Source organism: Campylobacter sp. CFSAN093260, assembly GCF_012890095.1.
Classification (GTDB): Bacteria; Campylobacterota; Campylobacteria; order Campylobacterales; family Campylobacteraceae; genus Campylobacter_D; species Campylobacter_D jejuni.
The window spans coordinates 928,217-940,991 of record NZ_CP040618.1; the positions used below are offsets into that span (position 1 = coordinate 928,217).

The 12,775-nt window shown below is 29.3% G+C and carries 16 protein-coding genes; 5 read left to right on the plus strand and 11 right to left on the minus strand.

Going from position 1 to position 12,775, the window contains the following annotated elements:
• Positions 1-4: 4 nt before the first annotated feature.
• Entirely contained in the window at positions 5-844 is an 840-nt protein-coding gene (locus tag FBF22_RS04765; protein WP_002885181.1) for a cysteine ABC transporter substrate-binding protein, read from the minus strand.
• 218 nt (positions 845-1,062) lie between these two features.
• On the opposite strand from FBF22_RS04765, the gene jlpA reads away from it, so the two are divergent.
• Positions 1,063-2,181, plus strand: coding sequence for a lipoprotein adhesin JlpA (gene jlpA / locus FBF22_RS04770; protein ID WP_010891898.1), 1,119 nt, complete (start codon positions 1,063-1,065; stop codon positions 2,179-2,181).
• Between the two features lie 91 nt (positions 2,182-2,272).
• Entirely contained in the window at positions 2,273-3,013 is a 741-nt protein-coding gene (locus FBF22_RS04775) for a YaaA family protein (RefSeq protein WP_002885179.1), read from the plus strand.
• 3 nt (positions 3,014-3,016) lie between these two features.
• Here the strand turns inward: FBF22_RS04775 and FBF22_RS04780 are convergent, their stop codons facing one another.
• The 4 genes from FBF22_RS04780 to FBF22_RS04795 all read right to left on the minus strand — a co-directional run bounded on the left by FBF22_RS04780 (position 3,017) and on the right by FBF22_RS04795 (position 5,389).
• Complete coding sequence (locus FBF22_RS04780) at positions 3,017-4,168, minus strand: M20 aminoacylase family protein (RefSeq protein ID WP_002853394.1); 1,152 nt, start codon at positions 4,166-4,168, stop codon at positions 3,017-3,019.
• A gap of 1 nt (position 4,169) precedes the next feature.
• Positions 4,170-4,358 (minus strand): hypothetical protein, encoded by a 189-nt coding sequence (locus FBF22_RS04785; RefSeq protein ID WP_002853344.1) that lies wholly within the window; start codon positions 4,356-4,358, stop codon positions 4,170-4,172.
• 66 nt (positions 4,359-4,424) lie between these two features.
• Positions 4,425-5,009, minus strand: coding sequence for an MFS transporter (locus FBF22_RS04790; protein WP_021034298.1), 585 nt, complete (start codon positions 5,007-5,009; stop codon positions 4,425-4,427).
• The gene (locus FBF22_RS04795) at positions 4,979-5,389 is read right to left on the minus strand and encodes an MFS transporter (protein ID WP_021034299.1); all 411 of its coding nucleotides are present in this window, start codon (positions 5,387-5,389) and stop codon (positions 4,979-4,981) included. The genes FBF22_RS04790 and FBF22_RS04795 overlap by 31 nt, the downstream gene beginning before the upstream one ends.
• A gap of 234 nt (positions 5,390-5,623) precedes the next feature.
• On the opposite strand from FBF22_RS04795, the gene FBF22_RS04800 reads away from it, so the two are divergent.
• Positions 5,624-5,830, plus strand: coding sequence for a membrane protein (locus tag FBF22_RS04800; protein ID WP_002853356.1), 207 nt, complete (start codon positions 5,624-5,626; stop codon positions 5,828-5,830).
• Between the two features lie 2 nt (positions 5,831-5,832).
• On the opposite strand, the gene FBF22_RS04805 is transcribed toward FBF22_RS04800, so the two are convergent.
• The 6 genes from FBF22_RS04805 to hemB are packed head-to-tail and all read right to left on the minus strand — an operon-like array spanning position 5,833 to position 11,588.
• Complete coding sequence (locus tag FBF22_RS04805) at positions 5,833-6,594, minus strand: DUF5416 family protein (protein WP_079264891.1); 762 nt, start codon at positions 6,592-6,594, stop codon at positions 5,833-5,835.
• Positions 6,591-7,856, minus strand: a complete 1,266-nt coding sequence (locus FBF22_RS04810) for a (Fe-S)-binding protein (protein ID WP_002853398.1) — start codon at positions 7,854-7,856, stop codon at positions 6,591-6,593. The genes FBF22_RS04805 and FBF22_RS04810 overlap by 4 nt, the downstream gene beginning before the upstream one ends.
• Position 7,857: 1 nt before the next feature.
• Positions 7,858-9,213, minus strand: a complete 1,356-nt coding sequence (gene hemN, locus FBF22_RS04815) for an oxygen-independent coproporphyrinogen III oxidase (RefSeq protein WP_002853363.1) — start codon at positions 9,211-9,213, stop codon at positions 7,858-7,860.
• On the minus strand, positions 9,200-9,691 hold the full coding sequence (locus FBF22_RS04820; protein WP_002853412.1) for a DUF2603 domain-containing protein: 492 nt from the start codon (positions 9,689-9,691) through the stop codon (positions 9,200-9,202). The genes hemN and FBF22_RS04820 overlap by 14 nt, the downstream gene beginning before the upstream one ends.
• Positions 9,688-10,608: an ornithine carbamoyltransferase gene (gene argF / locus FBF22_RS04825; RefSeq protein WP_002858026.1), complete on the minus strand. Its 921-nt coding sequence runs from the start codon at positions 10,606-10,608 to the stop codon at positions 9,688-9,690. The genes FBF22_RS04820 and argF overlap by 4 nt, the downstream gene beginning before the upstream one ends.
• Positions 10,605-11,588 carry a porphobilinogen synthase gene (hemB, locus tag FBF22_RS04830; RefSeq protein WP_002852925.1) on the minus strand — a complete coding sequence of 328 codons (984 nt, stop codon included), beginning with the start codon at positions 11,586-11,588 and terminating at the stop codon, positions 10,605-10,607. The genes argF and hemB overlap by 4 nt, the downstream gene beginning before the upstream one ends.
• Positions 11,589-11,645: 57 nt before the next feature.
• Between hemB and ribA the strand changes: the two genes are divergently transcribed.
• Entirely contained in the window at positions 11,646-12,206 is a 561-nt protein-coding gene (ribA, locus tag FBF22_RS04835; RefSeq protein ID WP_002853056.1) for a GTP cyclohydrolase II, read from the plus strand.
• Positions 12,207-12,773, plus strand: coding sequence for a 16S rRNA (guanine(527)-N(7))-methyltransferase RsmG (gene rsmG, locus FBF22_RS04840; protein ID WP_002853035.1), 567 nt, complete (start codon positions 12,207-12,209; stop codon positions 12,771-12,773).
• Positions 12,774-12,775: the final 2 nt, after the last annotated feature.

A 12,775-nucleotide genomic window follows, 5' to 3' on the forward strand; every position in this document is an offset into this window, starting at 1 on the left:
TTTATTAAATTTTTCCACCTTCAATCACTACATCATCGGCCTTAACATCATCTCCAAAATGAGCTTTTAAAGTTTCATCATAAGCCTTGTGAAAAAACTGCTCTTGGCCTAGTTTGATGATCAAATTATCGATAAATTCTTTAAGTTCTTTATCGCCTTTTTTAACCGCTGGTGCGATAACATCTTTGTTACCTAACTCTTTAATACCCATTTTAAAATCAGGATGATCTTTCACCCAAGCAAAAAGTAAGGTATTATCATGACTTAAAGCATCGCCTCTTTTATCCATCAAAGCGGCAAAGGTTTCGGTATTTTGATCATATTTTAAAGTTTTAATATTAGGATAATTTTGCGTAAAATAAGCATCTGCTGTTGTGCCTTTGTTTAAAAGCAAGGTTTTATCTTTTAAATCTTCTACGCTAGTTATATTACTATCCTTTGGTACAGCTACGCCTAAAGCTACCTTCATATAAGGCAAGCAAAAATCAACCTGCTCGGCTCTTTCTGGAGTTTGAGTAAAATTAGCCAAAATAATATCTACTTTATTTGATTTTAAAAACTCAACCCTATTTGCAGCTTCAACAAGAACAAATTGCACCTTATTTTCATCGCCAAAAAGTTCTTTTGCTATGCGTTTAGCTAAAGCTATATCATAGCCTTGATTGTTTCCTTTTTCATCCACATAACCAAAAGGTGGTTTATCGCCAAATACCCCAATCCTAACAACTCCATTTTGCTTGATCTTATCAAGAGAATTTAAAGTTTTAGAGTCAGAATTTCCTCCACAAGCAGCCAATACTACTGCAACAAAGGCCGTTAAAACACTTAGAAGTATTTTTTTCATACATTTCCTTTCTTTAAAAATAAGCTTAAAGCTATTGCAAAAATATATAATAATTGCAAAGTTAATTATACTTAAAATTATAAATAATGCATTTGAAACAAACTAAAAAGATTTTCCTATGTGTAAAAATGTAATTAATCTCACACTCTCTTTTAGCATTGTTTAAATTTTAAGTAAAAAAAGATATAATCTTTTTTTAAATTTTTAAGGAGAAAACTATGAAAAAAGGTATTTTTCTCTCTATTGGAATAGCTGTTTTGTTTTCAGCTTGCGGAAATTCCATAGATGAAAAAACAGTTAAAAAATATGAAAATCAACTAAATCAAACAGTTAAACAAGAAATTGCAAGCCTTTCTCAGGATTCTGGAATAAAGATTGAATTTTCTGATTTTAAATGCAATGCAGATGGTGATTTTATAGCGTGTTTAAGTCCAAATTTTAAAACTCTTACAAAAGATAATAACGATGAGTATCAAGAACTATTTCAAGCAAAAAATATCAAAATTCGCTCAAATGAAATTTACAAAGGCAAAGCAAATGCATCAATTAGCATTAAAGAATATTACAACGATCTTTTTAAAAACCAAAAAAGCATACAATCAAATTTGGTTTTTGAAGATTTTAAACTTGGAGAAAAAGTTGTTAGTGACATCAATGCAAGCTTATTTCAACAAGATCCAAAAATCAGCTCTTTTATCAATAAATTAAGCTCGGATTCTTATACTTTATCATTTGATAACTCCATAAACAAACAAGAAAACAATTATCTAGATAATCTTGATATAAAATTTTATAACGCAAAATTAAATTTCAATACAAATCTAAATATAAATCTAAAAGAAGATTTGCTTAATTACCTTGATTCTAAGGGTATAAAATTTAACACTCAAACTTTAGTTATGGATAAACAAGCTATCAATGAACTTCTTAATATAGCAAACTACGAACAAGCTTCAGATTTTAGCAATACAATCCAAAAATACATCATCTTAAATAATTTTAAAATTGATTCAACTCTTAAAACCGAAGGCGTATTTAGTAGCTATATAGCAACTGCTAAGGAAAATTTACAAACCTTAAAAGCTCAAAGTCAAAATGAAGAACAAGCATTAATCTTTGATAAAGCTTTAGCTATTTTAAACAATATCACTCAAAATGATGATTATAAACTCAATCTTGATTTAAAATTTAAAAACATCCCTGTTAGTGACTATAGCACACAGGGAATCGACAGCATAGAAAAACTAAGCATCAACAATCAAGACGCCACAGAAGCGTTAAAAATTATACTTCCATTTATCATGTTTTCTATGTTAATGGGCGGAGCGTCATTTTAAATTTTAAAATGATAAAAACTTCAAAAACATTAAAAGCAAGATTAAATTCTTTGCTCTTAATGTTTTCATAATATTAACAAAAAAGGCTAAAATGAAAATTTTATTCTCCCCTAGCGAAAGTAAAAATGAAAATTGCGTAAAAAATCCTATCAATGAAAACTCATTTATATTTAAAGAATTATTTCCTTATAGAATGGAAGCTTTAAAGCATTATGAAGAATTTATCAAAAACGCAAGTTTACAGAATTTACAAGAACTTTTTGGCATTAAAAATGAAAATGAAATTGATAAATTTAAACACGACTTAAAACAAGCTCCCACCCAAGAAGCTATATTGCTTTATACTGGGGTAAGTTATGAATATCTTAATTTTAAAGCTTTAGATAAAAAAAGTCAAGCTTATATTTTAGAAAATACTCTTATATTTTCTAATCTTTTTGGCATTGTAAGAGCTAATGATACCCTACCCTTTTATAAATTCAAGCAAGGGGCTAAAATAGGAAATTTTGCCATAGAAAAATTTTATAAAGAACATTTTAGTAAAGCCTTAGATGAATACTTAGAAAATGAAGAAATACTTGACCTTAGAGCAGGATTTTATGATAAATTCTACACCCCAAAAAAGAAATTTTATACTTATAAATTTGTAAAAAATGATAAAGTCATCAGTCATTTTGCTAAAGCTTATAGGGGAATTTTACTCTCCATAAGTGCAAAAAACCAAGTAAAAAACAATAAAGAGCTTTTAGCAAACCTTCCTTCAAACCTAAAACTCAAAGAAATTCAAATCAAAGGTTTAAAGGAAGAAATTGTGCTTGAAATTCTAGATTAGTTTTTATTTTAAGTATTTTAAAGCTAGCTTCGCATAATAACTTGCAGCCCTAGCTAAAAGCTTATCATTAAAAACATAACTAGAATTATGTAAATAAATGTCGTTTTCATTTTCTAAAAAAGCATAGGCACATTTTTTCATTTCGCAAAAAAATCCAAAATCCTCACTTGCCATTAAAGGACGATGATTAAATTCACAATTTTTTTCGCCAAATAATTCTTTTGCAACCTCACTAGCAAAATCCACAGCTTCATCGTTATTCATAGTCACTGGTGCAACAACATTTTTATTGATTTTAATCTCTATATCATTAGCCTGCGCAATACCTTTACAAATTTTATAAATTTTTTCTTCAGTTAGCTTTCTAGTTTCATTATCTAATGCTCTAACACTCATTTTAATCGTTGCAATATCTGGAATGATATTAAAAGCATGTCCTGCATTAAAAGCTCCTATGCTTACAACTGCTGAATTTTGAGGATCAACATTGCGAGATACTATGCTTTGTAAAGCCACAATAAGCAAAGAAGCAGCATAAATAGGATCTTTTGCCTTTTCTGGAGCACTTCCATGACCACCCCTTCCAATAACTTCAATACTATAACTATCCGAAGAAGCCATCATCGCACCTTTTTTAAGATAAAATTTCTTATCGCTACCAAAAGGCATATTGTGCCATCCAAAAACATAATCACTATCAAATTTTTCAAACAATCCATCTTCTATCATTGCCTTAGCACCACCCAAACCCTCTTCAGCAGGTTGAAAATAAAGATTTAGAGCGCCATTAAAATTCTGACTTGCTAAATATTTTGCAGCAAGCAATAAAGAAGTAGTATGTCCATCATGACCACAAGCATGCATTACATTTTCTTTTTTGCTTTTATAAGGCAAATTTGTGCATTCTTGTAAAGGCAAAGCATCCATATCTGCACGAAGTCCTATTTTTTTATCGCTATTTCCCTTTTTTAAAACCCCCACAACGCCTGTTTTTCCTATTTCCTCATAAACCTCATAACCAAATTCTTTTAATTTTTGCGCCACTAATTTTGCAGTACATAATTCATCAAAACCAAGCTCAGGATTTTCATGAATTTGATGACGAATTTTTTCAAATTCGCCTTGTAAGTCTAGTATTTCTGGAATTAAATTCATTCTATTTTTCTCCTTGTATAAATTTTTCTCTTCTAGGTAAAACAAATTGTGCTAAGATCGCTGAAATAAAAATCAAAGCAAAAATATAAACAAAACCCAAAGTAAAACTATGGGTTTTATCAACACTCCAAGATACTACCCATAGATTAAATGATAGTATAACAAAGGTAATACTCCAAAAAGCACTCATAATATAAGCAGTTTGATTTGGATTGGAATTTTTTAGTTCTGAAGGTAAATTAAAGAAAAATGGAAACTACATAGAATAAAAAATGCCTGATAACACAGCAAAAATCTGTATCAATACTAAATTTTGTAAAAATAACATACAAAATCCGCATATAAAAATACACGCTCCTCCAGACAATAGCATTATTTTAAAAGAAATATTTTTTCTTTTAAAAAATAATCCAAGATAAGGACCAAAAATAATAGCAAAATTAGCCAAGGCTGGAATTTCTTTTTTAGCAAAATCAGCTAATTCTTTACTAAAACCTGCATATTGTGCATAAAAAGTTGGTAAAAAAGTAAAAAGAGAATTTAAAAATAAAATAGGCCCTATGTAAAAAATAATCATACCCCAAGTAACACGAGATTTTAGAGCATAAATAAGATCTTTTGCATTATTCTTTTTTTCTTCTTTTTTATTCTCATCTTTACCTACAAAAAGCCACAAAATCAATAAAATCAAATTAATCCAAGCATAAAATGATAAAGAATCTCTCCAATTTCCAAAATAATTTGAGATGCTTTCAGCTAAAACAAGTCCTAGGGTAATGCCTACTAAATTTGAAGTTATGTTAAAACTAATTACAAAATGTAAAGCTTTTTTTCGAACCATTGCTGTGCAATAGGCACTAAGCAAACTAAAGCACAAGCTGAACCAAGCCCTGTTAAAAATCTTATAATCAAAATACCACTATAACTATCTACAAAACTTAAAAATATACCCGAACTCATTAAAATACAGCCTAAAAAATATCCCTTTTTTAATCCGAATTTATAAACCAAAAAAGCAGTAAATGAAGCACCAAAAATTTTCGCAACCACTATCATGCTAGTGATTAAAGTAGCTTGCTGAGTATTTAGGGCAAGATCGTTTGAAATCAAAGGCATTAAAGACCCTGTTGCTGCCCAAGAGATACTAAAAACAGCATAAACACTAAAAATGATAAATTCAACTCCAATGCGTCTAAAATGAAATAAAAGTGATTTTTCCATATTAAAATCCTTTTTAGATATTTATTAAAATATAACATAAAAAAATAAGATATTTATTATCTTTAATTATTTTTTTTAATTTAATTATTTTTTTATATATTTTTTTGTTACTTTTTGAAAATTTATATATAAGTTTAAAGATAAAAAAACTAAAATACAAAATAAAAAACCCGTAAAAGTTTTTTGAAGTATTTAAATGATATATTTCAAAATCTAGTTTTAAAAAGGAAAAATATGGAATTTTTAGCATTTATTTTTTTGATTATTATATTTTTATTTGTAGTCTTTATCATCGTTACTCGCTATGAAAAAAAGATAAAATTACTCAACCAAAACATACAAAATATGAAAGAAGATATAGCCGATCTTAAAGAAACAACTCAAAAAAATCGCTCTTTAATTGAAAAAAATCGCTCTAATATAGAAAATATAATAAAATAAAACTAAGAAAGATTTGCGATAAGCTTATAGTGTTTTTTCTGATTTATCATTAAAGTAAAAATTTTTTCACTTGAATTTTCGCTTTTATTTTTATAAATCATACTTTTTAAAAACGGAAAAAGCATCGTACTAGAAGTTTTACCTTGTAAAATAATATGCATAGAGCCTTTTAAAAATCCGTACTTATAGCTCATACCGCTTGGAAATATATCAAGATTAAAACTTAAACTATCTTCATTACTATCATAATTTAAAATTTCAATTTTAACAAAGCTAATTTCTTGATCTTCTTGAGATAAATTTTTAAAAATTTCAAGTTTTTCATGTTTTTTGATAGTAACAACTTCTTGCTTACTTTCTTTAAAATCAGAAAGAAAATTTTCATTTTTAAAAATTCTTGAAAAAAATTTTAAATTTTTAAATTGCATACTTGTTTGTTTTGTGTTTTCATGTATTATTTTTTCGGATTTTAAGATGTTGTGTTCTATATCATCTTCTTGGTTTTGATTATCTTTGTTTGATTTCATGTCAAAATCTTCAACGATAATCATATCTTCAGTATCACAAATATTAAAATGTTTTACAATTTCTTCAAAAGTAAAACTGTCATCACTAAATTCCAAAAGATCTACATTTGAAGTGATAAAATCAACACCATCTCGTTCTTCAATCTTATCTTTAATCACAAAAGCATCAACACAAAAGCACGATCTTTGAATTTCATATTCAGAACTTTTGCCTTTAAATACTATCTTCATCATCACAAAGCTTTTGCTATAAGTTCTAAAGGACTAGCAAAAACAACCTTGCTTGAATTTTGTTCTAATGCATTTGAAATTTGCATTCTACAAGCTGAACACTCGGCACTTACCACACTAGCCTTACTTTCATCGATCATTTGTGCTTTTTTAAGCCCTACACTTAAAGCTCTATCATAATAATCCGTTTGCATACTCACCCCGCCAAAACCGCAACAAGTATTAGAATTACTCATTTCTACAAAATGATAATTTGTTTTTAAAAGTTCTCTTGGCTCTTTAAAAACCCCTTGCATTTTTCTTGCATGGCAAGGATCGTGATAAGTAATGCTATAATTAAATTTATTTTTTGTTTTTAAAATTTCTTCCAAAGAAGTAAATTTATAAAAATACTCGCTAGCCATATATATCTTAGATGACACACATTTTGCGCGTTTTGCCCAGTCTAAATCATTTTGCATTATAAAAAAATGTTCATAATCTATCTTTAACATAGCCGAACAAGTGGCCTCAGGAACTATAATAGCATCTAATTTTTCTAATTTTTTTTCAAAATACTCAATATTTTTTTTAGCCAAAACTTCAACACTTTTAAAATCACCCGTAAAAAATTGCGGCGCTCCACAACATACTTGTTCTTTCATCAAATCCACATTGATTTTTAATTCCTTAGTGATTTTAAGCACCGCATTAGCCGTATCTATGTAAAAATAATTCGCCAAACAACCTACAAAAAAACCTATTGTTTTTTCTCCATCATTATTGATAAATTTTGGATTAGAATTTAAGAAACTTTTTTTATTAAAACTTGTAAGTAATCTTCCCTTTTTAACAAAAGGCATGGAAAATCTTGCCTTCATACCTGTATTTTCATTCTCATTTTGAATTTTAAACGCACAACTTTGAAACACATAGCCAAGCTTAGCTACCAAATCTAAAATTTTGCGTCTTCTTAAAAAGAAAAAAATAAGTTTTTTATACCAAGCTATACCAAATTTTTTAGCTATATCATAACGAACTTCTTCTATGGCATTATCTACTCTTAATTTACTCGGACATACTTCAACACAATTGGTGCATAAAAAACAAGATTCAAAAACTTTCTTAGCTTCTTTATCAAGCTCTAGACTTCCCTCTTTATAAGCAGTTAAAAGATCTAAAAATCCTCTTGGACTAGTAATTTCATCGCGATTTTCTTCATGTATAGTACAAACAGGTATACATTTGCCACATTTAACGCAAGCATCACTTATTTGACTAAATTTCATCTTACACCGTTTTTGAGAATACTTTTTTATCTTCACTAATGTTTTTCATATAAGCATCAAAACACATAGCAATATTTCTTATAAGCAAAACACCTGTTTCATTGACTTTGATAAAATTTTCATCAAAATTAACAAAATCTTTGTATTCTTCTAAAGCTTTTAAATCCTCTTTAAAATACTCCTTAAAATCAATGGAAAATTCTTTTTCTATTGACTTAATATCAAGCTTAAAATTTGCCATTAACTCCATAATCACTGCTTTTCTAAGCTCATCATCATCGCTTAAAATCACACCTCTTTCAAAAGGTAAAACTCCTCTATCTAATGCAGCTTCATAACTTGACATATCTTTAAAATTTTGTGCATAATGTCTTTGTCCTTCGCCTATACTTGTAAGCCCAACACCGACTAAATCAGCACCGCCTTTGGTGGTATAACCTTGGAAATTTCTATGTAAAGTTCCATTTTCTAAAGCTTTAAAAAGCTCATCATTTTCTTTTGCAAAATGATCCATTCCTATCATTTTATAACCATTTTTGCTTAAAAATTTCTCACAAAATTCTAAAATTTCAAGCTTAACATCAGGACTTGGCAAGGTATTTTCATCAAATTTTCTCATATTTTTCTTAAGCCAAGGCACATGAGCGTAATTAAAAATCGCCAAACGATCAGGGTTTAAAAGCATAACTTTTTCTAAAGTTTGTGTAAAGCTTTGTAAATTTTGATAAGGCAAACCATAAATTAAATCCATATTTACAGACTTTATGCCTTTATTTCTTACAAGATTTAAAGCATTTTGTGTTAATTCAAAAGACTGGATGCGATGAATTTCTTTTTGAACTTTTTCATCAAAATCCTGCACTCCAAAGCTAATACGATTAAAGCCATTTTGCGTTAAAACTATGGCTTGTTCCTCATTTAAAAAACGCGGATCGATCTCACAGCTAATCTCTGCATCTTTAGAAAAATTTCCAAAAACAGATCTGATTTTTAAAATCAAACTTTGAAGTTGTTTAGCGCTAAAAAAAGTTGGAGTTCCGCCACCAAAGTGCATTTGCACCACTTCTCTTTTAGTATCTAAAATGGTACTTAAAATATCAAGCTCTTTAAAAATATAAGTTAAATACCTTTCTTTACTCTCTTCTTTTGCAGTATAGATGACATTGCAACCACAAAAATAACAAGCACTCCTACAAAATGGTAAATGAAAATAAAGCGATAAAGATCTATCTTGTTTTTTTAAAATTTCTATATATTCTTCGTATTTGAAATTTGCATTAAACTCTACTGCTGTAGGATAAGAAGTGTAGCGTGGTCCTGCTTTAGAGTATTTTACAAAAGCTTTATAATCTCTCATTTTGGTTTACCCTTTCTATCATCGCTTGCATATCTACAAATAAATTTGGATGCTCTTGTTTGATTTTAGAAATTAATTTTTCAAGATCAATACTAACTTCCATGGTACCATTTTGCGCCTTTTGCTTGATCTCATCCATAGCAACCGTCCAAACATCGTTAAAATCTACAGGAATTTGTTGATAAATCGCCTTTTCTAAACGCAATTCAAAATTCTCTTTTTGACTTTGTTTTAAACTTTCAAGTATATTCTTAAGACTTTGTAAAGAAAGCAAAGTGTGAATTTCATCGTTTTCATCGATCACAAACCAAGGCTCAGGAGAATCAAAACTTCCATTTTCAAGAACTAAACATTTTTCGTTTTCATTCTCGCTTTGCTTCATTTTAAAAATCGTTCTATCTTTTTTCTTTATTCCTAGATTTTGACTAAATTCATCAATGCGTTTTAAGCAAGTGCTATACTTTTCTAGCTCTTTCATTCTCTTCCTCTCTGATTATCCAAAAAGCAAAGCAAGGCTTTTACCACATAAAGGCGATTTCTTGCTTCTTCAAAAATCACATCTGCATGTTTTTCAAAAATTTCTTCACTCACTTCATAACCCCTATAAGCAGGCAAACAATGAAGCAATATCGCGTCTTTATTGGCAACGCTCATAGCCTTTTCATCGATCATAAATCCTTCAAATTCTTTAATCTTGCGTTCTTTTTCATTCTCTTCGCCCATGGAAACCCAAGTATCGGTAATGACTACATCTTTATCCTTTAAGGCTTCAAATTTATCATAGCCTAAGGAAATTTTAGCTCCTGAAATCAAAGCCTGTTTCATAGCAAATTCCCAAATTTCAGGGCTAATTTTATAGTTTTTTGGCATAGCTATACTAATTTCAAAGCCCAAAATCGCAGCCGTAATAAGCCAAGAATTGCACATATTATTACTATCTCCGATAAAAGCAACTTTTGCTATACCATTTTGCATTTTATTCCATTCTTTGATAGTAAACAAATCCCCTAAAACCTGAGTAGGATGATAAAGCTCGCTTAAAGCATTGATCACAGGAGCTTTAGAATATCTTGCAAATTCGAGTAAAGTTTCATGTTTATTGACCCTCATCATCACAAAATCAACCATCGCCCCTATCACCCTAGCCGTATCCTTTACAGGCTCACCACGACTAAGTTGTAAATCATTGCTGCTTAAAAACAAAGCCTTTCCGCCAAGCTCTGTTATGGCTAATTCAAATGCCATTCTTGTTCTTGTAGAGTTTTTCTCAAAAATCATTGCTAAAGTTTTATCTTGTAAAAGTTTTTTAGGCTCTTTTTTAAGCTCGCTAGCATGATTTACAAGGCTTAAAATTTCCTCCTTAGAAAAATCTCTTAAAGTTAAAAAATGTTTCATTTTTCTCCTTTTAACATTTTAGCTAATTCTTTAGCATGATAAGTGATGATAAGCTTTGCCCCTGCTCTTTTAAAAGCTATTATAGTTTCATACAAAACTTTTTCATAATCAATCACTCCTGCATTTTTAGCTGCCTTTAACATAGCATACTCTCCGCTTACATTATAAATACACAAAGGCAAGTTAGAATGAAGGGATATTTCTTTAACCACATCAAGATAAGCAAGAGCAGGTTTTACCATTAAAATATCAGCTCCTTGTGCTTCATCCTCTAAGCTTTCTTCTAAAGCTTCTTTACCATTAGCAAAATCCATTTGATAGCTTTTTCTATCTCCATAACTTGGAGCTGACTCTGCTACATCTCGAAATGGCCCATAATAACTTGATGCAAATTTAGTAGAATACGCCATTATAGGCAAATTTTCAAAACCTTCCTTATCTAAAGCTTTGCGCAAAGTAGTGATAACACCATCCATCATTCCACTAGGTGCTATCATATCTACCCCTGCTCTTGCATGAACTAAGGCTTGCTTGGCTGAAATTTCTAAAGTTGCATCATTATCTACGCTTTTTATTTTTGGATCGATAATCCCACAATGCCCGTGATCTGTGTATTCGCAAAAACAAAGATCACTGATTATAAAAAGATCTGGAAAATTTTTCTTAATCTCTCTTATACTTCTTGCAACAAGCCCTTCATCATCTAAAGCATCGCTTCCACAACTGTCTTTTTTCTCATTTTCTAAAACACCAAAAAGTATAATGGCTTTAATGCCTAAATTAACTACATTTTGACACTCTTTTAAAATTTCATCTAAACTCATTTGAAACACATCAGGCATAGAAGAAATTTCTTTTTTTATCCCCGTTCCATTAACCACAAAAAGCGGATAAATCAAATCATTTACACTTAAAGAATTTTCCCTTACCATAGATCTTAAGTTTTCATTAAGCCTTAATCTTCTAAATCTTTTAAACATTTTTTTGTCCTTTTTTTGCTAAAATCTTAACATAAATTTGATTATAGAGAGTAGTAAATGGAAATAAAAATTTCAGAAATTGCGAATTTACCTAGCAAATGGGGAAATTTCCAAATGCAAAGTTTCAAAGAAAACGATAAAGAACATTTATGCATATTTAAAAACACTCCAAAAGATACACTCAATCTAAGAATTCATTCAGAGTGCTTAACAGGAGATGCTTTAGGAAGTTTAAAATGCGACTGCGGAGAACAACTTGAATTTTCGCTAAAATATATAGAAAAGAATGGCGGAATGGTGATTTATCTTAGACAAGAAGGAAGGGGTATAGGGCTTTTTAACAAGGTTAATGCTTATGCTTTACAAGATAAAGGTTTTGATACGATTAAAGCAAATCATCAGCTTGGCTTTAAAGCCGATGAGAGAACTTATGAAATTGTAGAATTTATACTCAAACACTATGAAATTTCTAAGGTTAATTTACTCACAAATAACCCTGAAAAGCTAGATTCTATCAAAGAAAAAATCATCACACGCATACCGATTTTAATAGAACCTAATCGTTTTAATGTAGAGTATTTAAACATAAAACAAACTCAAATGGGACATCTTAAATAAATGATTTTTAAAGATTATGATTTTTTGCAAAACTACGATTTAAAAAACTTTGAAGAAAAGGTAAAAATTTATAAAGAATTATTATCTAAATTTAACCGCATTCACAATCTTACTCATTTAAAAAATATAGATGAAAATATCTTTGATAGTATTAAAATTTTAGATTTTTATGATTTTTCTAAAGCAAAAAATATTGCCGATATAGGAAGTGGCGCAGGATTTCCAGTTGTATTTTTAGCTTTTTTACTGCAAAGCAATTTTCATCTTTTCGAACCCAATCCCAAAAAAGCTGCCTTTTTGCGGACATTAAAAATAGAATGTGAACTTCCAAATTTACATATTTACAAAGAAAAAGTTCAAGAATACAAGAATACCTTTAAAGCTGATATCATCACTTCAAGAGCCTTAATGGATGTCAAGCCTTTGCTTGAAATTTGTAAAAATCTAAAAGATGAAAATACAGTTTTTATTTTATGGAAAGGTAGTGAAATTTATCAAGAACTTGAAAATATAAAAGATTATGAAATTTTTGAAAATAATTTAAGAAGATATTGTATTTTAAAGTAGCC

Coding starts and splice junctions, on each gene's coding strand:
- FBF22_RS04765 (WP_002885181.1), bottom strand. CDS start 844: ATGAAAAAAATACTTCTAAGTGTTTTAACGGCCTTTGTTGCAGTAGTA.
- jlpA (WP_010891898.1), top strand. CDS start 1,063: ATGAAAAAAGGTATTTTTCTCTCTATTGGAATAGCTGTTTTGTTTTCA.
- FBF22_RS04775 (WP_002885179.1), top strand. CDS start 2,273: ATGAAAATTTTATTCTCCCCTAGCGAAAGTAAAAATGAAAATTGCGTA.
- FBF22_RS04780 (WP_002853394.1), bottom strand. CDS start 4,168: ATGAATTTAATTCCAGAAATACTAGACTTACAAGGCGAATTTGAAAAA.
- FBF22_RS04785 (WP_002853344.1), bottom strand. CDS start 4,358: ATGAGTGCTTTTTGGAGTATTACCTTTGTTATACTATCATTTAATCTA.
- FBF22_RS04790 (WP_021034298.1), bottom strand. CDS start 5,009: ATGGTTCGAAAAAAAGCTTTACATTTTGTAATTAGTTTTAACATAACT.
- FBF22_RS04795 (WP_021034299.1), bottom strand. CDS start 5,389: ATGGAAAAATCACTTTTATTTCATTTTAGACGCATTGGAGTTGAATTT.
- FBF22_RS04800 (WP_002853356.1), top strand. CDS start 5,624: ATGGAATTTTTAGCATTTATTTTTTTGATTATTATATTTTTATTTGTA.
- FBF22_RS04810 (WP_002853398.1), bottom strand. CDS start 7,856: ATGAAATTTAGTCAAATAAGTGATGCTTGCGTTAAATGTGGCAAATGT.
- hemN (WP_002853363.1), bottom strand. CDS start 9,213: ATGAGAGATTATAAAGCTTTTGTAAAATACTCTAAAGCAGGACCACGC.
- FBF22_RS04820 (WP_002853412.1), bottom strand. CDS start 9,691: ATGAAAGAGCTAGAAAAGTATAGCACTTGCTTAAAACGCATTGATGAA.
- argF (WP_002858026.1), bottom strand. CDS start 10,608: ATGAAACATTTTTTAACTTTAAGAGATTTTTCTAAGGAGGAAATTTTA.
- hemB (WP_002852925.1), bottom strand. CDS start 11,588: ATGTTTAAAAGATTTAGAAGATTAAGGCTTAATGAAAACTTAAGATCT.
- ribA (WP_002853056.1), top strand. CDS start 11,646: ATGGAAATAAAAATTTCAGAAATTGCGAATTTACCTAGCAAATGGGGA.
- rsmG (WP_002853035.1), top strand. CDS start 12,207: ATGATTTTTAAAGATTATGATTTTTTGCAAAACTACGATTTAAAAAAC.